We start from the raw sequence: 22,906 nt of genomic DNA on the forward strand, positions 1-22,906 counted from the left end.
ATGGCCAATCCCTTCGACGACGAGAGCGGCGTCTTCCGCGTCCTGGTCAACGACGAGGGCCAGCACTCCCTGTGGCCGGACTTCGCGCCCGTACCCGAGGGCTGGCAGTCCGTGCACGGCCCCGACGGCCGGGCCGCCTGTCTGGAGTACGTCGAACGGCACTGGACGGACATGCGCCCGCGCAGCCTGGCCGAGGCCATGCGCCGGACCGAGGGCTGATGGCCGGCCGCCCGGCCGTGGAGGACGTGCTCCCCCTGTCGCCCATGCAGGAGGGGATGGTCTTCCACGCGCTGTACGACGCACAGGGTCACGACGTCTACACCGGCCAGACGGCCCTTCGTCTCGAAGGGCCGCTGGACGCACCGCGCATGGGCGGGGCCGTCGAGAAGCTGCTCGCCCGGCACGCCAACCTGCGGGCCGCGTTCCGCACCCAGCGCTCCGGGCGGCCGGTCCAGGTGATCAGGAGCGCGGTCCGAGTCCCCTGGCAGGTCACCGACCTGTCCGCGCTGCCGCCCGACGAGCGCGAGCCCGCCCTCCAGCGGCTGCTGGCTCAGGACCGGGCGGAGCGGTTCGACCTGGCCCGCCCACCGCTGCTGCGGTTCCGGCTGGTCACGCTCGACGACCGGCACCACTGCCTGGTGATCTCCTCGCACCACCTGCTCTGGGACGGCTGGTCCGCGCCCGTCCTGGTGCGGGAACTCTTCCAGCTGTACGCCTCGGACGGCGACCTCGACGCCCTGCCGCGGGTACGGCCCTACCGCGACTACCTGGCCTGGCTGGCCCGCCGCGACCGCGGGGCCGCCGAACGGTCATGGCGGGCCGCCCTGGCCGGACTTGACGAACCGTCACTCATCGCGCCCGACGTCCGGGACCTTCCGGCAGAGGAGCCGGACAGGCATGCCTGGGAACTCGCCGAGCGGGACACCGAGGCGCTCACCGCCACCGCCCGGGCCCACGGACTGACCGTCAGCACCGTGCTCCAGGGCCTGTGGGCCGTCCTGCTCGGCAGACTGACCGGCCGCACGGACGTCGTCCTCGGCGCCACCGTCTCCGGCCGCGACGCCGACGTCCCCGGCATCGAGTCCATGGTCGGCCTCCTCATCAACACCCTGCCGGTCCGCGTCCGGCTGCGTCCCGCGGAGCCGCTCGCGGACCTGCTCACCCGGCTCCAGTCCGAGCAGTCCGCCCTCCTCGACCACCGCCACCTCGGCCTCGCCGACATCCAGCGCGCCACCGGGCACACCGTCCTCTTCGACACCCTGCTGGTCTTCGAGAGCTACCCCATCGACGACGAGGGCATCGCCCGGGCCCTCGGTACGGACGGCCCCCGCATGACCGGCGTATCGGTCCACGACGCCACCCACTACCCGCTGACGCTCACCGCCCTGCCCGGCGACCGGCTGACACTGACACTCAGTCACCGGCCCTCCGCGCTGGACGGCCCGGCCGTGCGGCGTGTCGCGGCCCAACTGGACGCGCTCATAGGAGAGTTCGTCGAGCGACCGGCAACCCCGGTGGCCCGGCTCGCCCTTCCGCCGGTGCCGAGGCCGGCCGACGACCCGCCCGCCCCGGACGAACCCCCGCTCCCGCACCCCACGGTCCGCGCCCTGTTCGAGGGCCAGGCGGCCCGCACCCCCGACGCCCCCGCCGTCCTGCACGGGGACACCACCCTTACGTACGCCGAACTCGACGCCCGGGCCGACCGGTTGGCGGCCGCCCTGGTCGCGCGGGGCACCGGCCCGGAGTCCGTGGTCGCCGTGGCCCTGCCCCGCGGCCCCGACCTGGTGACCGCACTCCTCGCGGTACTGAAGGCCGGATCCGCCTGCATGCCGGTCGACCCCGGCTACCCGCCCGACCGCATCGCGCTGATGCTCGACGAAGCCCGGCCCGTGCTGGTGATCTGCGATACGGCGACCGCGCAACAGCTCGGCATCGAGCGGGAGTCGGTCTGTCCGCCGACCGCGCAGGCCGCCGTACCGCTGCGACAGCGACCGCACCTGTCGCCCCACCACCCGGCCTACGTCATCTTCACGTCCGGTTCCACCGGCCGCCCCAAGGGCGTGATCGGCACCCAGCTGGCCCTGGCCAACCGACTCCACTGGGGCCGGGAGCTGGGCCACGCGGACGCACCGGACCACTCACCCCACGACTCGCCGGGCGTCCGTGTCGCGAAGAGCCCGCTGAGCTTCATCGACGGCCTCACCGAACTGCTCGGCGCCCTCGTCGCGGGCGACGCGGTGGCCCTCGCCGACGACGCGGCCACCGGCGACCCGACCGCCCTCGCCGCACTGGCCGACCGGCACCGGGCCACGCTCCTCACCGCGGTCCCCAGCCTCTACACCACCCTCGTCGAATCCGCCCCGCCGGACGCCTTCTCCTCCGTCCGTACCTGGATCTCCAGCGGCGAGACCCTCCCCGGCGAACTGGCCGACGCCCTCACCCGCCGCTGGCCCCGGGCCCGCCTGGTCAACCTCTACGGCTGCTCCGAGGCGGCCGGCGACAGCCTGATCCACGTCCACGACGGCGGGGAGGGGCCGGTACCCCTCGGCAGGCCGATCGCCCACACCCGCGTCCACGTCCTCGACCCGTTCCTGCGGCCGTCCCCGCTCGGCGCAGTCGGCGAGCTGTACCTCGCCGGCGACGGACTGGCCCGCGGCTACCTCGGCCAACCCGGCCGCACCGCCGAACGCTTCGTCGCCGACCCCTTCGGCCCCCCGGGAAGCCGCCTGTACCGCACCGGCGACCTGGCCGGACTCCGGGCCGACGGCACCGTGGAGTTCCTCGGCCGGGCCGACGGCCAGGTCAAGATCAGGGGCTTCCGGGTCGAGCCCGGCGAGATCGAGGCGACGATACGCGCGCTGCCCGACGTCGGCCGGGCCGCCGTCGTGGCCAGGCAGGACGGCTCGGCACCGCGACGCCTGGTCGCCTACGTCGTGGCGGACTCCGGCGCCGCCCTCGACGCCCTGGCCGTGCGCCGCGCCCTCGCCGAGCGGCTCCCCGCTCATCTGGTCCCGTGGGCGGTGGTGATCCTCAAGGAGCTGCCGCTCACCCCCAGCGGCAAACTCGACCGACGCGCGCTGCCCGACCCCGACTTCACCGAGACGTCCGCCTTCGAGCCGCCCCGCACCGAACCGGAGAAGGTGCTGTGCGGACTGTTCGGCGAGGTGCTGGGGCTGGAACGGGTCGGCATCCACGACGACTTCTTCGAACGCGGCGGCGACAGCATCGTCTCCGTCCGGCTGGCCGACCGGGCCCGCAGAGCCGGACTCGCGCTCTCCCCACGGGACGTCTTCACCCACCGCACCCCGGCCGGCCTCGCCCGGGCCCTGCCCGACGAAACCGTCCCCGCGCCCGAGGGGTTCACTCCGACCGGCGCCCCGCTCGTGTCACTCAGCCAGTCGCAGCTCGACAACGTCAAGGCGAGGTGGAGGACTCGATGAGCAAGCCACCCGGGGACGACGGTTCCCTGGTCGAGGACGTCCTGCCGCTCTCCCCGCTCCAGCAGGGCCTGCTGTTCCACGCCCTGTTCGACGAGAGCGCCCAGGACGTCTACACCATGCAGTCCCTGGTGGAGATCGAGGGCCCCCTGCGCCCGGCCCTCCTGCGCACGGCCGCCGAGGAGCTCTTCGCCCGGCACGCCAACCTCCGCAGCGCCTTCCTCCACGAGGACCTGGACGAACCGGTGCAGGTGGTGCTCAAGCAGGTCCCCGTGAACTGGGCCGAGACGCAGACGACGCGGGAGGACGAGGTGGCCCGGCTGGTCGCCGCGGACGCCGCCGCCCGCTTCGACCTCACCGACCCGCCCCTGCTGCGCCTGACGCTCGTCCACCGGGCCGCCGACCGCTGGCTGCTGATCCTCACCAACCACCACCTCCTGCTCGACGGTTGGTCCATCCCGCTCCTCGTCCGCGAACTCCTCCACCTCTACGCCGCCCAGCTCGCCCCCGGCAGCACGGCCCCGCTGCCCGCCGTACGCCCGTACCGCGACTTCCTCGCCTGGCTCGCCTCCAGCGACCGGGAAGCCTCCGCCGACACCTGGCGCCAGGCACTGGCCGGAGCGACACCGACGCTCCTGGCGCCGTCGCCCGCCGCACTCGTGCCGGTCCTGCCCGAGCTGCACGAGCTGCGACTGACCGAGGCACTCACCGGCCGGGTGCAGGAGTTCGCCAGGAGTCGCAAAGTCACCGTCAACACGGTCGTCCAGGGACTGTGGGCCCTGCTGCTGGCGCGTCTGACCGGCCGCGACGACGTGGTCTTCGGGGCGACGGTGGCGGGACGGCCGGCGGAACTCGCCGGCGCGGACTCGATGATCGGCCTGTTCATCAACACGGTGCCGGTCCGGGTGAACGTACCGCCCGGCGAGCGAGCCGGTGCCTTCCTGCGTCGCCTCCAGGACGAGCAGTCCCGGCTGATGGACCATCAGCACCTGGGCCTGACGGAGATCCAGCGCCTCGCCGGAGCGGGCGACCTCTTCGACACCCTGCTCGTCTTCGAGAACTACCCGGTCGACGAGGCGGCGGTGGCCGAGGCCGAGGCGTCCGCCGGACTGCGGATCGCCGAGGTCAAGGGTTCGGGAGCCACCCACTACCCCCTGACCCTGGCGGTGCTCGCCGAACGCGAACTGGGCGTGGTCTTCGAGTTCCGCCCCGACTGTTACGGGCGTGCGGCGGTGGAGAGGCTCGCTACCCGTTTCGAGCGCCTGCTGGCGGCCGTACTGGCCGACCCGGACGCCCCCTTGGCCGCGCTGGATGTCCTCGCGCCCGAGGAGCGGGCGACGCTGCTGGCGGGCGGCGTGGGGGAGCGGCTACCGGGCCGGTACCGCACGATGCCGGAGATCTTCGAGGCACAGGCGGCACGGACGCCGGACGCGGTGGCGGTGGTGGGGGAGGGCCGGAGTCTGACGTTCGACCAGTTGAACACCGCCGCCAATCAACTGGCGCGACGCCTGGTCGAGTCGGGCGCCGGACCGGAACGGGTCGTGGCGTTCGCGCTGCCCCCGACTCCGGACACGATGACCGCACTCCTGGCCATCCAGAAGGCGGGAGCGGCCTACCTGCCACTGGACCCGACGTGGCCACAGGAGCGCATCGCGGCCATGCTGGAAGACGCGGGTCCGGTGGCTCTTGTCACCACGACGACCGCGACGCCTTGCTCCGCGGGGCGCGAGGCCCCGACCTGTGCGGCTCCGCCGCGCGGGCCCGACCAGCCGCACACGGTCAGCGGCCGGCACCCGGCATTCCCACCCGATTGCACCGTACTCCTCGACGCCCCCGGTACACGGACCCGCCTCGCGAACACGCCCTCCTCCAACCTCACCGACACCGACCGCCTGACCCCCCTCCTCCCGGAACACCCCGCCTACGTCATCTACACCTCCGGCTCCACCGGCCGCCCCAAAGCCGTGGTCGTCCCCCAGCGAGCCATCACCAACCTCTTCACCGCCCACAACGCCGCCCTGCACGAACCGGCCTCCACGGCAACCGGCAAAGCCCTGCGCATAGGCCACGCCTGGCCCATCGCCTTCGATGCCTCCTGGCAGCCCATGCTGTGGATGTTCGCCGGACACGAACTGCACATGGTCCCCGAGGACGTCCGCCGCGACCCCGCGGCCCTGCGCGACTTCCTCACCCGGCACGGCATCGAGTTCATCGAGCTGTCCCCGTCCCTGCTCGGCGAGCTGGTGGCCCAGGGCGGCGACTGGCAGGCCGAGTTGAAGGTGCTCGGCGTGGGCGGCGAGGCCGTACCGCCCGACCTCTGGCGCACCCTGCGCGACACCGACGGACTCGCCGCGCACAACCTCTACGGCCCCACCGAATGCACGGTCGACTCCGCCGACTGCGACCTCGCCCTCAGCGAGCGGCCCTCGATCGGCCGCCCCGTGGCGGGCGGCACCCTCTACATCCTGGACGGGCACCTCAACCCCGTCCCCGCAGGCGTGGAGGGCGAGCTGTACGTGGCGGGCGCGGGCCTGGCCCGGGGCTATCTCGGCCAACCGTCCGCCACCGCGGCCCGCTTCGTCGCCGACCCCTTCTCGGACCGCCCCGGCACCCTTATGTACCGCACCGGCGACATCGCCCGCTGGACCGCGAACGGCCTGGTCGAGTGTCTGGGCCGGGTCGACGACCAGGTCAAGATCAGGGGCTACCGGATCGAACCCGGCGAGATCGAGGCGGTGCTGCTGGAGCACGAGCTCGTCGAGCGCGCGGCGGTCGTCGTCCGCGAGGACACACCCGGCGTACGGCGTCTTGTCGCCTACGTCGTCCTCACCGCGCCCCCGGCCGAGGACACGGCCGAGCCGCTGCGCCGGGCTGTGGCCGCCGTACTGCCCGACTACATGGTCCCGTCGGCCTTCGTCCCGGTGGACGGCTTCCCCCTCACCCTCAACGGCAAGCTGGACACCGCCGCCCTCCCGGCACCCTCCCGGTCCGCCGGGCCGGCCGCGCAACCGCCCCGGAACGCGGTCGAGGAACAGCTCGCCACGCTGTTCGCCGAGGTGCTCGGGCTGGACACGGTCGGGGTGCACGACAGCTTCTTCGCCCTCGGCGGCGACAGCATCGTGTCGATGAGGCTGGTCAGCCAGGCACGGGCGGCCGGGCTGGCGATCTCGCCCCGCGACGTCTTCGAGCGGCCCACGATCGCGGAACTCGCCGACCGCCCGGGCACCACCGAGCGCCGCGCCGGCGACCCCGACGCGGGAACCGGCGACATACCCCTCACCCCCGTCCTGACCTGGCTCACCGAACAGAACGGCCCCTTCCGCGCCCTCAGCCAGGCCCGCTTCCTGCGCACCCCGCCCGAGACGGACCTCGACGGCCTGCACCGCACCGTCCAGTCCGTCCTGGACCACCACGACCTGCTGCGCTCCACCTTCGCCCGGTCGGCGGACGGGACCTGGCGCCTGCACGCCGCACCCGCGGGCGCGGTCCACGCCGCCGACTGCGTACGCCGGATCGACGCCGGGCGCCTGAGCCACACGGCGATCGGCGCCCTGGTTCCGGAGGCGATGGACGAGCTGGTCGCCGAACTCGACCCGGCCACCGGGGCGATGGCCCGGTTCCTGTGGTTCGACGCCGGCGGCGGTCGCGAGGGGCGGCTGCTGGTCGTCCTGCACCACCTGGTGTGCGACGCCGCCTCCTGGGGCGTACTCGTCGCCGACCTGGCCGCCGCCTGGGAGGGCAGGGACCTGTCACCCGTCGGCACCTCCTTCCGGGAGTGGGCGCGGGAGCTGCGGGAGCTGGCGCCGGGCCGATCGCCCGAACTCGCCTTCTGGCAGGGCGTACTGGACCGGCCCGAACCGCCCCTCGGAACCGGCCCTCTCGACCCCGCCCGGGACACCAGGGCCACCCTGCGCAGGCACTGGACCACCCTGGGGCCCGACCTCACCGAACCCCTGACCACCAGCTCGGTCCAGGACGTGCTGCTCACCGCGCTGGCACTCGCCGTACCGGCCTGGCGCGGCGCACCCGACCGCTCCCTGCTGATCGCGCTGGAGGGCCACGGCCGCGAGGAGCACCTCGTGCCGGGCGCCGATCTCTCCAGCACCCTCGGCTGGTTCACCAGTGTCTTCCCGGTCCGGCTGGATCCCGGCCCCCGGCCCGGCGCGGACCAGGTGCGGCGGATCCGCGACCAGCTGGCCGCCCTGCCCGACAAGGGCATCGGATACGGACTGCTCCGCCACCTCGCCCCCGCCACGGCCCCGCTGCTCTCCCCACTCCCCGAACCCCAGATCCAGTTCAACTACCTGGGCCGGATGACGATGGGCGAACGACGCGAGAGCGCCGTGTTCACCAGTGCGCCCGAGACCGGAGCCATGGGCAGCGGCGCCGATCCCGCGATGCCCGCCCCCTACGCCCTCGTCGTCGACGCGGTGATCACCGGAACCGAACTCTCGGTGTGCTGGCAGTGGCCGCGACGCCTCTTCACGGAGGCTGAGATCGGGCGGCTCGCCGCGCTCTGGACCACGTCCCTCGAACTGCTCCTGAAAGGCGGAGACCAGTGACGGAGACCTCCACCGCCGACCTCGCGGCCCGCAAACGCGAACTCCTGCGCCGCAGGCTGGAGAGCGCCGGCCTGGCCGACGCCGCCGCCCGTGCGGAGCGGATCCCGCCGCGGCCACCGCAGGCCCGGCTGCCCCTGTCGTACGCCCAGTCCCGGATGTGGCTGCTCCAGCAACTCGACCCGGCCAGCCCCGCGTACAACGTCTGCCTTGCCATCCGGCTGCGCGGCCCGCTCGACGCGGCCGCCCTGCGCGCGGCATTACAGGGCCTGGTCGACCGCCACGAGGTACTGCGCACCCGCTACCCGGCCGCCGAGGACGGCACTCCGGAGCAGGTCGTGGACGCCGAGGCGGAGGTGGATTTCGCCACCGCCGACCTGCGCGGGCTGACGCAGGAGGAGCGGGAACGGCAGGCGACGGACCTGGCCCGGACCGCCTCGGGCACCCCCTTCGGCCTCGCCACCGACCATCCGCTGCGCACCCTGCTGATCCAACGGGCCGAGCGGGACCACACGCTCGTACTGACCGTGCATCACATCGCCTGGGACGGAGGGACGTTCAACGCGCTCTCCCGCGACCTGACCGCCCTCTACCGGGCGGCGGCCACCGGCGAGCCCTCCGGTCTCGACCAACTGCCCCTCCAGTACGGCGACTTCGCGCACTGGCAGCACACGACCTGGACCGACGAACGCCTGGCCGGGCACCTCGACCACTGGCGCACCGCCCTGGCGCCCGCGCCCCGCCCCCTCGCCCTGCCCACCGACGCCCCCCGCACCGCCCGCCCCACCGCACACGGCGACCGCCGCTTCCACACCTTCGCCCCCGACGTCACCGCCCGGCTCACCGCCTTCGCGCGCGACGCGGGCGCAACCCCCTTCATGGTGCTGTTCGCGGGGCTGGCCGCCCTGCTGCACCGCACCACCGGCGCCACCGACATCCCCATCGGCTCGGCCGTCATGAACCGTGATCTGCCCGGCCTGGAGAAGCTGATCGGCAACTTCGGCAACACCCTCGCCCTGCGCGCCGACCTCGCGGGGGACCCCGGCTTCGCCGGACTCGTCGAGCGCGTACGCCAGTTGTGCACGGACGGATACGCCCATCAGGACATGCCCTTCGACAAGCTGGTCGAGCGGCTGAAGCCGGAGCGGCAGCCGGGACGCGCCGTCTACTTCGACGTCATGCTCCTCTTCCTCACCCAGGGGCTCGAAGGACCCCGGTTCCCAGGAGTGAGCGCCGAATGGGAGACCGTCCACAACGACACCACCCAGTTCGACCTCTCCTTGGAGGCGTTCCTCACCGACGGCCGCCTGCGGATCGAGGCCACCTATCGCAGCGCCCTGTTCACCCCGGACACCGTCGACCGGCAGCTCCGCCACCTGGAGACGCTCCTCGCGGCAGCCCTCGCCGAGCCCGAACGCGCCCTCTCCCGGCTGCCGTTGATGACCGAGGCCGAGCAGCACCTGGTCCTGGCGGAGTGGAACGCCACCGACCACCCCGTCCCCGTCACCCACCTCACCGACCTCCTCGCACGGCAGGCGGCCCGCACCCCCGACGCGCCCGCCCTCGTCGCCGACGACGGCCGGCCGGCCCTCGACTACGCCGCCCTGCACGCGCGCGCCAACCGCCTCGCCCGGCTGCTGATCACCCATGGCGTAGGCCCCGAGCACCGCGTCGGGGTGGCCCTGGACCGTGGCTCGGACCTGGTGGTGGCGCTGCTCGCGGTGCTCAAAGCAGGTGCCGCCTACGTGCCGCTGGACACCGGATACCCGGCCGAGCGGCTGGCGTTCATGGTGGAGGACTCCGGGCCGACGCTGGTGCTGACCGCCCCGGACACGGCCCGGATCCTGCCGCCCGGAGTGCCCCTGCTCCTGCTCGACACGGACACCACCGGCTTCGACGCCGCCGAACCCACCGACGAGGACCGGCTCGAGCCCCTGCGTCCCGAGCACCCGGCCTACGTCATCTACACCTCCGGCTCCACGGGCCGCCCCAAGGGTGCCGTCGTCGCGCACGCCGGGATCGTCAACCGGCTGCTGTGGATGCAGGACACGTACCGGCTCGGCCCGGACGACCGGGTGCTGCAGAAGACCCCGGCCGGCTTCGACGTGTCCGTCTGGGAGTTCTTCTGGCCGCTGATCACCGGGGCCGTGCTCGTGCTCGCCCGGCCCGGCGGCCACCGCGACCCCGGCTACCTCGCCGAGCTGATCCGCGACCGACGGGTCACGACCGCGCACTTCGTCCCCTCGATGCTGCGCGTCTTCCTCGACGACCCGGCCGCCGATCAGGCGCGCGGCGTACTTCGTCGCCTGGTGTGCAGCGGCGAGGCCCTGCCCACCGAACTCGCCGAGCGGTGCACCGAGTCGCTGCCCGGGACCGAGCTGCACAACCTGTACGGCCCCACCGAGGCCGCCGTGGACGTCACCGCCTGGCCGTGCGCGGCCGGGGCGAGGTCGGCCGCCGGTTCCGTACCGATCGGCCGCCCGGTGTGGAACACCCGCACCCTCGTCCTGGACGAGCACCTGCGCCCCGTCCCGCCGGGCGTCACCGGCGAGCTCTACCTGGGCGGCGCCCAGCTCGCCCGCGGCTACCTCCGCCGCCCCGGCCTGACCGCCGGCCGCTTCGTCGCCGACCCCTACGGCCCGCCCGGCTCCCGCCTCTACCGCACCGGCGACCTGGTGCGCTGGAGCGCGCGGGGGGCGCTGGAGTTCCTGGGCCGGTCCGACGACCAGGTGAAGATCCGCGGCTTCCGCGTCGAACCGGGCGAGACCGCGGCCGCCGTGGCCGCGCTGCCCGGAGTGTCGCAGGCCGCGGTGACGGTACGCCAGGACCAGCCGGGCGGGCCGGGGCTGGTCGCCTACGCCGTACCCCGGCCCGGCGCCTCGCCGACACCGTTGGGGATCAGGCAGGACCTCAGGGCGACGCTCCCGGAGCACCTGGTGCCCGCCGTCGTCGTCATCCTCGACGCTCTGCCGCTGACCCCCAACGGCAAACTCGACCGGGCGGCCCTGCCCGCCCCCGACCTCTCCGGCCTGACCACCGACACCGTCCCGCGCACCCGGGCGGAGGCGACCCTGTGCGTGCTCTTCGCCGACCTGCTCGGGCTGCCGTCGGTCGGCGTCCACGACGAGTTCTTCGCCCTCGGCGGCCACTCCGTCCTGGCCACCCGCCTGGTCGCCCGCATCCGGGCCGAGCTCGGGGCCGTCGTCCCCCTGCGGGCGGTCTTCGACACGCCGACCGTGGCCGCGCTCGCCCCACTCCTGGAGATCCCGGCCGCCGAGCGGCGCCCCGCGCTGCGGCCGGCCCGCCGCCCGGACCCGGTACCGCTGTCCTCCGCACAGGCGAGGCTGTGGTTCCTGTACCGGCTGGAGGGGCCGAGCCCCACGTACAACATCCACACCGCCGTACGTCTCACGGGCCGGCTCGACACCGACGCGCTGCGTGCGGCCCTGCACGACGTCGTGACGCGTCACGAGGCGCTGCGCACGGTCTTCCCGGACGACGACGGCACGCCCTGCCAGCGGGTCCTGGCGGACGCCGCCGTGCCCTTCGACGTCGTGCGGACCCGGGCCGGAGAGGTCGACGGGCTGCTGAGCGAGGCCGCCGCGTACAGTTTCGCGCTGGACGCCGAGATCCCCGTACGGGCCACGCTGTACGCCCTCGCCCCCGACGAGCACGTCCTCCTGCTGCTCGTCCACCACATCGCCACCGACGGCTGGTCGGCGGAGCCGCTGCTGCGCGACCTGGAGACGGCCTACGCGGCCCGGCTCCGCGGCGCCCGCCCCGCGTGGCCGCCGCTCGCCGTCCAGTACGCCGACTACACGCTGTGGCAGCGGAGGTCGCTCGACGAGGGCGGCCTCGCCGAGGCCGAACTCAGCTACTGGACACGGCAGTTGGAGGGAATGCCCGAGGAACTCCAGCTTCCCGCCGACCGTCCGCGCCCGGCCGTCGCCGGGTACCGGGCCGGTGCCGTGGACTTCACCCTCGACGCAGAGGTCCACCGCTTGCTGCGCGACCTGGCGGGGGAGGCGGGCGGCACCGTCTTCATGGCGCTCCAGGCCGCCCTGGCGGTCCTGCTCGGCCGCCTGGGCGCCGGGGACGACATCCCGCTCGGCACCCCGGTCGCCGGACGGGGCGACGCGGCCCTCGACGGCCTCGTGGGCCTCTTCGTCAACACCCTGGTGCTGCGCACCGACGTCTCCGGCGACCCGACGTTCCGCACGCTGCTGGCCCGGGTGCGCGAGACGGACGTGGACGCGTACGCCCACCAGGACCTGCCCTTCGAGCGGCTCGTGGACGCGCTCGCCCCGGCCCGGTCGATGGGCCGGCATCCGCTGTTCCAGGTGATGCTCGCCCACCAGCAAGCCCCCGACGGGACAAGGGACTTCGCGGGGCTGACGCTCAGCGAACCGCGCGTCGACCACTACACGGCCAAGACCGACCTCGCCTTCCACGTCTTCGAACGGCCGGACGGCGACGGCATCACCGGCGCGCTCGTCCACAGCCGCGACCTGTACGACCACGAGACCGCCCGGGACATGGTCGAGCGGTTCGTGCGGCTGACGGGCGACCTGGCCCGGCGCCCGGACCTGCCCGTGGCCCTCGCCGACGTCCTCACCCCGCGTGAGCGGGCCCTGATGCTGGGGGAGTGGAACGACACCGCGCACCCCGTGCCCGCCACCACCCTCACCGCGCTCGTCGAGGAACAGGCGGCGAGGACCCCCGGCCGCACGGCGGTGGAGTACGGCATCGAGGGCGGGACGCGACTGACGTACGCCGAGCTCAACGCCCGCGCCAACGGCCTGGCCCGGCAGCTGACCTCGCTGGGGGGCGGGCCCGAGCATCGCGTCGGCATCCATCTGGAACGCTCGGTGGAGATGGTCGTGGGACTGCTCGCCGTGCTGAAGGCGGGCGGGGCGTTCGTGCCGCTGGAGCCGTCCTGGCCGGCGCGCCGGATCGCCGAGGTGTGCCGGAGCGCGGCGTTGACGGCGGTGCTGGGCAAGCAGGGCGACACAGCGGTCCTCGGGGACGACGCCCCGCCGTTCGTCGAGGTGCGCCTCGACGGCCCGCGGCAGCCGGACAACCCGGCCGTCCCCGTCGATCCCGAGGGCCTCGCCTACGTCATCTACACCTCCGGCTCCACCGGAGCCCCCAAGGGCGCCATGATCCGCCACCGGGCCATCGCGCACCGGCTGCTGTGGCAGCGGGGCCTGCTCGGCTTCGGTACCGGGGACGCGGCCCTGTTCAAGGCGCCGCTGGGCTTCGACATCTCCATCAACGAGATCTTCCTGCCGCTGGCGAACGGCGGCCGGGTGGTGGTCGCCGAACCGGGCGGCGAACGCGACGTCGACTATCTCCTCGACACCGTCGAACGCCACCGGGTCACCTTCACCTACCTCGTCTCCTCGATGCTCGACCTGCTCCTGGAGCTGGACGGCTTCGCCCGGCGGGCCCGCTCGCTGCGGCATGTGTGGTGCGGCGGCGAGGTGCTCACCCCCGAGCTGTTCGCCCGCTTCCGCGCCGCGAGCCCGGCCGTGATGTACCACGGTTACGGACCGGCCGAGGCCACCATCGGCGTCAGCCACGTCGTCTACCGCACCGGCGCCATCCGCAGTGCCGTCTCCATCGGGCGGCCCAACGGCAACACCCGGCTCCATGTCCTGGACGACCGGTTGCAGCCGGTGCCGGTCGGGGTGCCGGGCGAGCTGTACGCCGGTGGCGTCTATCTCGGCCGCGGCTATGTGAACGACCCGCGGCGCACCGCCGACCACTGGGTGGCCGACCCCTTCGGCCCGCCCGGCGAACGGCTCTACCGCACCGGCGACCTGGTGCGGTGGCAGCGTGACGGCACCCTGGAGTTCCTCGGCCGGGCGGACAACCAGGTGAAGATCCGGGGCATGCGGGTCGAGCTGGAGGAGATCGAGGCGATCATCGAACAGCATCCCGGTGTCCGGCGCGGGGTGGTGGTCATCCGGGAGGACGCCCCCGGCGTCAAGCAGCTCGCCGGGTACTACCTGGCCGCCGACGACCTCGGCGACCTGCACGGCTGGCTCCGGGAACGGCTGCCCGAACACATGGTGCCGCGCACGCTCACCGCCCTGGACGCCTTCCCGCTGCTGCCCTCCGGCAAGGTCGACCGCGGCTCCCTGCCGGCGCCCCGGACCCCGGCCTCCGGCGCGCCGACCCGGGCGCCCGCCGACGAACGCGAGCGCCGGCTCTGCGCGTTGTTCGCGTCCGTCCTCGGCCTGAGCCGCGTCGACGTCGACGACAACTTCTTCGAGCTCGGCGGAGACAGCATCGTCTCCATCCGGCTGGTGACCCTGGCCCGCAAGGAGGGGCTCGCCCTGAGCCCCCGGCAGGTCTTCCAGACCCCGACCCCGGCCGGTCTGGCGGCGGCCGCCGCCGAGCCCACCCAACCCGTACTCGTCGACGAGCCGACCGGCGCGGCGGAGCTGACCCCGGTCATGCGCTGGACGGCCGGCCCCGACGGCTCCTACGACGGCCTCGCCCAGGCGGTCCTGCTCGTCACCCCGCCGGATCTCACCCACGACGCCGCTGTCGGCGTACTCCAAGCGGTCCTGGACCGGCACGACATGCTCCGTGCCCGGCTGACGGACCGGTTGGTGGTGCCCGCCGAGGGAACGGTGCGAGCGAGTGACCTGCTGAGCGAGGTGCGGGACGCGGTGCTCGACGAGCAGCTGGCCGCCGCCGTGGCCCGGCTCGAACCGGCGGCCGGACGCATGCTCCAGGCCGTCTGGTTCTCCGACGCCGGGCGGCTGCTCCTCGTCGCCCACCACCTGGTCGTCGACGGGGTGTCCTGGCGGATCATCACCGCCGACCTGGCGGAGGCGTGGCGGTCGGGACGAGCCCTCCCGCGCACCGGCACCTCGTTCCGCGCCTGGAGCAGGCTTCTGGGCGAGGAGGCCGCCAAACCCCACCGTGCCAGCGAACTCGCCTGGTGGACAAGGGAGTTGGAAGGGGCGCGTCCCCTCCTGGAGCGTGACCCGGGCAGCACGGCGAGCTCGCGCGAACACACGCTCGTCCTCCCGGACGACGTCACGGCCCCTCTCCTGACGACCGTCCCGGCCGCCTACCACGCCGCGGTCCCGGACGTCCTGCTCACCGCCTTCGCGCTCGCCGCTGCGGCCTGGCGGGAGCGGCGCGGTGACCTGACCGGCCGCTCGCTGCTCGTCGGCCTGGAGGGGCACGGGCGCGAGGAGGACATCGCCGAGGGTGTCGATCTCACGGCGACCGTGGGCTGGTTCACCACGTTCCACCCGGTCGGCATCGACCCCGGCCCGCTGGACCTCGACGAGGCACTGTCCGGCGGACCCGCCGCGGCCACGGCGCTCAAGCGGATCAAGGAGCAGCTGCGCGCCGTACCGGACCACGGCCTGGGATACGGCCTCCTGCGCCACCTCAACCCCGACACCGCGCCGGCCCTGGAGAAACTGCCGCAGCCCCAGGTCCTCTTCAACCACCTCGGCCGTTTCACCGCCTCCGGGGCGGCCGACGAGCCCTGGGAGCTGGCCCCCGAGGCCCCGATGCTGCGGGTGCCGCGGGAGAGCGGGCGCCCGGCGGCCTTCGGACTGGAGATCGACACCGTGGCCGTGGAGCAGGCGGGCAGTGTCCTGCTGCACGTCTCCGCCTCCTGGCCGGACACCTTCCTGACCGAGTCCGAGGCGGGAGACCTGCTCGCCCTCTGGGAGCGCGCCCTGCGCGGCCTCGCCCGGCACGCCCATGACTCCCCGGCAGGCGGCCTCACCCCGTCGGACCTGCCCCTGGTCGAACTGACCCAGGACGACATCGACGACTTCGAGAACGACTTCGACGACTTCTGAGCCACCACGGACGACTTCGGAGGAACCGGTGACGCAGCACCACCCGACCGCGGACGAGCTGCTCCGTTCGGTCACCGACACATTCGGCTCGGAGGAACCCCCGAGCGATGACGACAGCCTCATCACCTGGGGCCTGGACTCGATCACCCTGATGAAGATCGCGGGCGGCTGGCGCAAGCGGGGCATCCCGGTCAGCTTCGCCGAACTCGCCAAGGAACCGACACTGCGCGCCTGGCGGGAGCTGCTGGAATCCCACGTCCCCGCCACCGCGCGGCCCGCCGAGCCGCCACCGGCCGCGGCCCCGGCCCCGCCGGCCCCCGCCCCCGGACCGCGCGAGCCGTTCCCGCTGGCCGTGATGCAGCACGCCTACTGGATCGGCCGCGGCGACGAGACCGCCCTCGGATCCGTCGCGGCCCACCTCTACGTGGAGTTCGACGGCTCCGGCGTCGACCCCGACCGGCTCGACGCGGCCGTACGAGCCCTCGCGGCCCGCCACGGCATGCTGCGCGCCCGCTTCACCGACGACGGCCGCCAGGAGATCCTGCCCGGCCTCAGCCGGCCCGTGACGGTCGTCCACGACCTGCGGACGCTGGACGCCCGGACGGCGGCGGCCAGGCTGGAGGACGTCCGCCACTCCTCGTCACACGCTCGCCTGGACATCGCGGCGGGCCAGGTGTTCTCCGTGCAGCTCTCGCTGCTGCCGGACGGCGGGAGCCGGCTGCACGTCGATGTCGACATGCTCGCCGCCGACGCGCTCAGCTACCGCGTACTGCTCTGCGATCTCAGCAGGCTCTACGAGGATTCCGGCACACCGCTCCCTGCCATCCGCACCAGCTATCCGGAGTACCTCGTGGAGCGCGCGGACGTCCGGCGGCTGAGCCGGGACCAGGCGCGGCGGTGGTGGCAGCGGCGGATCCCCGAGCTGCCCAGCGCCCCCGAACTCCCGTTGGTGCCTGAGGCGGAGCGCACCGACCCGACCCGGGTGACCCGCCGCCACCACTGGCTGCCGCCCGAGGAGAAGCGGCGGCTGACGGCCCGCGCCCACCAGCACGGGCTGACCCCGGCCATGGCGGTGGCGACCGCCTTCTGCGAGGTCCTGGCCGCCTGGAGCGGGCAGCCGCGCTTCCTGCTGAACGTGCCCATGTTCGACCGCAGGGGCTCCCACCCCGACGTCGACCTGCTCGTCGGCGACTTCACCAGCTCGGTCCTGCTCGATGTCGACCTGGCCGGAGCGGGCTCGTTCACCGAGCACGCACGGCGCCTCCAGGACCGTATGCACACCGACGCGGCGCACAGCGACTACTCCGGTGTCGAAGTGCTGCGGGACCTGTCCCGGCACAACGGCGAACAGGTGCTGGCGCCGGTGGTGTTCACGAGCGCGCTCAACCTCGGCGAGCTCTTCGACGCGGGCGTACGGCAGTCCTTCGGCAAGCCCGTCTGGATCATCTCCCAGGGCCCGCAGGTACTCCTCGACGCCCAGGTGACCGAGGTCGACGGCGGTCTGCTGGTCAACTGGGACGTCCGGGAGGACGCCTTCCCGGCGGGCCTGGTCGACGCGATGTTCGCCGCCTTCCACGGGCTCGTCGCCCGGCTCGGAAACGACGACACGGTCTGGGAGCGGCCGTTGCCCGCCCTGCTGCCCGACGGGCAGTCGGCGGTCCGCGCCAAGGTGAACTCCACCGAAGGCCCGCGCAGCCACCGGCTGCTGCACCAGGGCTTCTTCGAGCGGGCCGCCGGGCGGCCGGATGCCCCCGCCCTGCTGTGGGGCGCCGAAGGAGCCCTGTCCTACGGCGAGTTGGCCGACCGCGCCCTGCGTACGGCCGCCGCCCTGGTACGGCGTGGCGTACGGCCGGGCGACACGGTCGCGGTCAGCCTCCCGAAGGGGCCCGACCAGATCACCGCCGTACTGGGGGCGCTGGCCGCGGGCGCCGTGTACGTGCCGATCGGCGTCGAGCAGCCGCCCGCCCGCCGCGACCGCATTCGCGCCACCGCCGGATTCCGCGTCGTACTGACCGACGGACGCCCCGTCGAGGGCGTCGGCCTCGACGTCCTGCCGGTCGCCGAGGCGCTGCGCACCGCACCGCTCGCGCAGCCGGTGCCGGTGGCCGAGGAACAGGCCGCCTACGTGCTGTTCACCTCGGGCTCCACCGGCGAGCCCAAGGGTGTCGAAGTGCCCCACCGGGCGGCCATGAACACCGTCGACGACCTCAACGACCGTTTCGCCGTCGGCGCTTCGGACCGCTGTCTCGCCCTGTCCGCCCTGGACTTCGACCTCTCCGTCTACGACACCTTCGGGCTGCTCGGCGCGGGCGGCGCCGTCGTGCTCGTGGACGAGGACGACCGGCGCGAGGCGAGCCAGTGGGCCGACCTCGTCCGCACCCACGCGGTGACGGTCCTCAACTGCGTCCCCCCGCTGCTCGACATGCTGCTGCTCGCCACCGGCCCCGGTGAACTCGGCAGCCTGCGGGCGGTGTTGCTCGGCGGTGACTGGGTCGGCACCGACCTGCCCGGGCGGCTGGCCGAGCGGGCCCCCGACTGCCGGTTCACCGGTCTGGGCGGGACGACGGAGACCGCCATCCACTCCACGGTCTGCGAGGTGACGGGCGCTCGGATTCCCGCCCACTGGCGGGCGGTGCCCTACGGCACGCCGCTGCGCAACGTCCGCTGCCGGGTCGTCGACGCCCACGGGCGGGACTGCCCGGACTGGGTGCCGGGGGAGCTGTGGATCGGCGGGGACGGGGTGGCGCTCGGCTACCGGGCCGATCCTTCCCGTACGGCCGACAGGTTCACCGAGGCGGACGGGCTGCGCTGGTACCGCACCGGTGACCTCGGCCGGTACTGGCCGGACGGCACCCTGGAGTTCCTCGGGCGCCGGGACCACCAGGTCAAGCTGCGCGGCTTCCGGATCGAGCTGGGCGAGGTGGAGTCGGCGCTCGCGGGCCATCCCGCCGTGCGGCGTGCCGTCGCCGGGCTGACCCGGGGGCCGGGCGTCCAGCTGGCGGCCGCGGTGGCCGCCGACGCGGGGACGGCCGAGGACGGGCTGCGGGACTGGGTGCGCTCCGTGCTGCCGCCGCACATGGTCCCGGCCCGGATCGCCGTGGCCGAGGAGCTGCCCCTCACCGCCAACGGCAAACTCGACCGCCGGGCCGTACGGGAGTTGTGGCAGGTGGCGGAGGCGGACCGGCACCGGGCACCCGGCACCGCACTGGAGACGGTCGTGGCCCGCGTCTGGCAGGACGTCCTCGGCGTCGACCGCGTCGGCCTCGACGACGGCTTCTTCGCCCTCGGCGGGGACTCGGTGCTCGCCACCGTGATCGTCGGCCGGCTGCGTGAGGCGCTGGACACCTCGGAGGTGTCCGTACGCTCCCTGTTCGCGACCCTCACGGCCGCCGGCATGGCCAAGCGGCTCGCCGCCGAGGAGGAGGCGCCGGGGCGCCTGGAGCAGGTCGCCGAGATCCACCTGGAGATCGAGGGCATGTCGGCGGACGAGGTCGACTCCGCCCTGAACGGCAGGTGAGACCGCAGGCCGGATGAGTAGGACCGGATGGGAAGGAGGGGCGGGGAGCCCGAAGGCGCCCCGCCCCTCCCGTGCCCCCCTCGGGCGTCAGTCGAGCTTCTTGAAGCCGGGCTCCAGGTTGTCCAGCGCCCAAGGGATGCCGAGCGCGGACGGGCTGCGGAGCTGGCTGATGGTGGCGACGTCGGTCACGACGTACCGGTCGTCCTTCACCGCGGACATGTTCTTGACCAGGTCGCTGGACTCGAACGCCTTCTTCAGGTCCGGCGTGGTGAACGCGATGACGACCAGATCGGCGTCGAGCTTGTCGAGCTGCTCGAAGGACAGCTCACCGGTCGGGCTGCCGTTGACCGTCTTGATGTTCTTCACCGACGGGGGCAGGCCCATGCCGACCTGGCTCATCAGCTTGGCGGCGAAGTCGTCCTCGGAGGCGATGGTGAAGATCTTGGCGGGGGTGTTGCCGATGGACAGGCTGTAGGTCCTGCCCTCCAGCTTCGGGTGCTTCTCCTTCACCGAGGCGATGGCGGCCTCGGTCTCCTTGACGACCTGCTCGCCCTTCTCCTCCTTGCCGACGGCCTTGGCGACCACCTGCACGTGCTCCTGCCAGGTCTGCTGCCCCCAGGCCGTCTCGTAGCCGATGGTCGGCGCCACCGCGGCGAGCTTCTTGTAGTCCTTGTCCAGGGTGAAGTCGGAGGTGGCGAGGATCAGATCGGGCTGCAGGGACGCGACCTTCTCGTAGTCGACGGCGGTCAGCGTGTCGAGGAGCTCGGTCTTCCTGGTGTCGATCCTGTCCTTCAGCCAGGGGTAGACGCCGTCCTTGCTGAGGGCGTCCTTGGAGACGGCCACCGGTGTGACACCCAGGGCGTACAGCGCGTCGATGTCGTCGGTGCCGCCGTTGCCGATCACCACGATCCGCTCGGGCGCCTTGGCGATCTCCGTGGTACCGAACTTGTGCTTGACGGACACCGGGAAGGCGGACGAGGAGTCCGCCTTCGCGTCACCGGAGGCGTCGGAGGAGGTGTTCGAGTCGTCCTTGACGGAGCCGCAGGCGGCCAGGGCTGCCGCCAGGGCGACGGTGAGAAGAGGGCTGAGAAGCTTTCTCGACATGCGCGTCAGTAAAGCAAGGTAAGCCTTGCCTTAGCAACGCTTATCGGCCAACTTCTTTGTTTTTGGCGGTAGTTGACCATGCTCGATCAGGGGCGAGCGGTCAGATAGCCCCCCATCGTGCGGAAGTAGTCGGTCGCCGCGTACTCCGTGCCGTCGTCGGTGCGCAGCCGTCGGACGACCAGCCCCGGGTGGCGGCCGCTGTGCGCGTCCGCGCCGGCCACGATGACCACGCCGTCCCCCTCGGGGATGAAGACGCGCCCCGGCGTGCCGCCGTAGCGGCCCTCGGAGACGGCGGCCGAGACGATCCTGATCCGCTGCCCGCGATGGAACGTGTAGGCGTTGGGATACGGGTCCGACTGGGCCCGCACGAGGCGCTCCAGGCGGTCGGCGGGCCAGCTCCAGTCGATGCGGCTGTCCTCCTGGGAGCGCTTGTGGAAGAAGCTGGCACGGCTGCGGTCCTGGGCCTGCCACCGGGTCGCGGCCCGGCCGGACCCGATGAGGTCGAGCGACTCGCGCACGATGGGCGCGATCAGGTCGACCGTGCGGTGGAACAGGTCCGTCGCGGTGTCGGTCGGTCCGACCGGCACCGAGCGCTGCACGAGGATGTCCCCGGCGTCCAGCTCGGCGTTCATGCGGTGCGCGGTCACGCCGACGCGCTCCTCGCCGTTGATGAGCGCCCAGATGATGGGCGAGAAGCCGGCGTACGTCGGCAGCAGCGAGTCGTGGACGTTGAGCGTGCCGTGCGGCGGCAGGTCGAAGAGCTCCGGTGGCAGCCAGGTGCGCCAGTTGTTGGCCACGAGGATGTCGGGCGCGGCCTCGCGGACCGCGTCGAGCAGTTCGGGGTCGTCGGGTCGGTTGCGCAGGAGGACGGGGACGTCGTTCTTCTCGGCCAGCTCGGCGACGGAGTCGCCCCAGATCTTCTCGTAGGCGTGGTCGCTCTTGGGGTGGGTGACCACGAGGACGACCTCGTGATCGGAGTCCAGCAGGGCCTGGAGTGTGCGGTGGCCCCAGGTCTGGTAGCCGAACATGGCGACGCGCATGCGGTTCTCCCCTTCGGCGGGCTCCATTGCAAGGTAAGGCTAACCTTATCTAACATGTGGCTGCCTGAGGGAGGCGATGCCACGGTGAAGTCACCGCTCACGGGATCGGACACCACCTACGACGTCCTCGGAATCGGCTTCGGGCCGTCAAATCTCGCCCTGGCCATAGCGATTGACGAACACAACGCGAACCTTCCGGCGGACCGTCGGATCAACGCCCTGTTCCTGGAGCGCCAGCCGCGTTTCGGCTGGCACCGGGGGATGCTCATCGACGACGCCACCATGCAGGTGTCGTTTCTCAAGGACCTTGTCACGCTGCGCGATCCGGCCAGCGACTTCAGCTTCCTGTGCTTCCTGCGCGAGCGCGGCCGGCTGATCGACTTCCTGAACCAGAAGACCCTCTTCCCGCTCCGCGTCGAGTTCCACGAGTACTTCGAGTGGGCCGCCGAGCGGGTGCGGCATCTCGTGGCGTACGACCACGTGGTGACCGCCATCGACCCCGTGCGCGACGACTCGGGCACGGTGACGCACTTCGAGGTGGTCTGCCGTGACCCGGAGCGTCCCGGCCGGACCGTCACCCGCCGGGCCCGCGACATCAGCGTGGCGGTGGGCCTCGAACCCCATGTACCGCCCGGCGTCGAACTCTCCGAACGCGTCTGGCACAACAGCCAGTTACTGCCCCGCGTGAGCGAACTCGCCGCCGCCGGGGAGCCGGTGCGCCGCGCGGTCGTCCTCGGAGCCGGGCAGAGCGCCGCCGAGACCGTCGACTACCTGCACCGCTCGTTCCCCGAGGCCGAGGTCTGCGCGGTGTTCGCCAAGTACGGCTACACCCCGGCCGACGACAGTCCGTTCGCCAACCGCATCTTCGACCCGGAGGCGGTGGACGTGTACTTCGGCGCCCCCTCCGAGGTCAAGCAGTCCCTGTTCGACTACCACCGGTCCACCAACTACTCCGTAGTCGACATGGAGTTGATCGAGGCGCTGTACGCCACGGCGTACCAGGAGAAGGTCGCCGGCCGGGAGCGGCTGCGCTTCCTCAACGTCTCGCGCATCCGTGACGTCCGCCCGCGCGGCGACGGCGCGCTCGACGTGGCGGTGGAGTTCCTGCCGACCGGGGAGCGGCAGACCCTCCAGGCCGATGTGCTCGTCCACGCCACCGGCTACCGGCCCCGTGACCTGACCGCCCTGCTCGGCGAGGCGGCGAAGGTCTGTCTGCGGGACGACGGGGACGCGATCCGGGTCTCCCGTGACCACCGTGTGGAGACCGCGAACGACGTCACCGCGGGGATCTACCTCCAGGGCGGCACCGAGCACACCCACGGACTCACCTCGACCCTGCTGTCCACCACCGCGATCCGTGCGGGGGAGATCCACCGCTCCCTGCTGGACCGCCGCACGGCGTCCGTCTGAG

Annotated in this window: 8 protein-coding genes; 6 read left to right on the plus strand and 2 right to left on the minus strand. The window is 73.0% G+C overall.

The window, feature by feature from the left end:
* From ACFU95_RS32265 to ACFU95_RS32285, 5 genes are read left to right on the plus strand one after another with little or no spacing between them, the layout of a single operon-like run.
* Nucleotides 1–219, plus strand: a complete 219-nt coding sequence (locus ACFU95_RS32265; RefSeq protein ID WP_383834799.1) for an MbtH family protein — start codon at nucleotides 1–3, stop codon at nucleotides 217–219.
* Nucleotides 219–3,440 carry an amino acid adenylation domain-containing protein gene (locus ACFU95_RS32270; RefSeq protein WP_383834802.1) on the plus strand — a complete coding sequence of 1,074 codons (3,222 nt, stop codon included), beginning with the start codon at nucleotides 219–221 and terminating at the stop codon, nucleotides 3,438–3,440. The genes ACFU95_RS32265 and ACFU95_RS32270 overlap by 1 nt, the downstream gene beginning before the upstream one ends.
* Entirely contained in the window at nucleotides 3,437–7,999 is a 4,563-nt protein-coding gene (locus tag ACFU95_RS32275; protein ID WP_383834805.1) for an amino acid adenylation domain-containing protein, read from the plus strand. The genes ACFU95_RS32270 and ACFU95_RS32275 overlap by 4 nt, the downstream gene beginning before the upstream one ends.
* The gene (locus tag ACFU95_RS32280; protein WP_383834807.1) at nucleotides 7,996–15,834 is read left to right on the plus strand and encodes an amino acid adenylation domain-containing protein; all 7,839 of its coding nucleotides are present in this window, start codon (nucleotides 7,996–7,998) and stop codon (nucleotides 15,832–15,834) included. Before ACFU95_RS32275 ends, ACFU95_RS32280 begins: the two co-directional genes overlap by 4 nt.
* 28 nt (nucleotides 15,835–15,862) lie before the next feature.
* Nucleotides 15,863–19,351 (plus strand): amino acid adenylation domain-containing protein, encoded by a 3,489-nt coding sequence (locus tag ACFU95_RS32285; RefSeq protein WP_383834809.1) that lies wholly within the window; start codon nucleotides 15,863–15,865, stop codon nucleotides 19,349–19,351.
* 87 nt (nucleotides 19,352–19,438) lie between these two features.
* On the opposite strand, the gene ACFU95_RS32290 is transcribed toward ACFU95_RS32285, so the two are convergent.
* Together ACFU95_RS32290 and ACFU95_RS32295 are read right to left on the minus strand one after the other, a co-directional pair.
* The gene (locus ACFU95_RS32290; protein WP_383834812.1) at nucleotides 19,439–20,455 is read right to left on the minus strand and encodes an iron-siderophore ABC transporter substrate-binding protein; all 1,017 of its coding nucleotides are present in this window, start codon (nucleotides 20,453–20,455) and stop codon (nucleotides 19,439–19,441) included.
* 86 nt (nucleotides 20,456–20,541) lie between these two features.
* A complete protein-coding gene (locus ACFU95_RS32295) occupies nucleotides 20,542–21,495 on the minus strand; it encodes a methionyl-tRNA formyltransferase (protein ID WP_383834815.1) in 954 nt (317 codons plus the stop codon).
* An 84-nt stretch (nucleotides 21,496–21,579) separates the two neighbouring features.
* Between ACFU95_RS32295 and ACFU95_RS32300 the strand changes: the two genes are divergently transcribed.
* Nucleotides 21,580–22,905, plus strand: a complete 1,326-nt coding sequence (locus tag ACFU95_RS32300; RefSeq protein ID WP_383834818.1) for a lysine N(6)-hydroxylase/L-ornithine N(5)-oxygenase family protein — start codon at nucleotides 21,580–21,582, stop codon at nucleotides 22,903–22,905.
* Nucleotide 22,906 lies beyond the last annotated feature (1 nt).

The organism is Streptomyces sp. NPDC057623 (assembly GCF_042800355.1).
Lineage (GTDB): Bacteria > Actinomycetota > Actinomycetes > Streptomycetales > Streptomycetaceae > Streptomyces.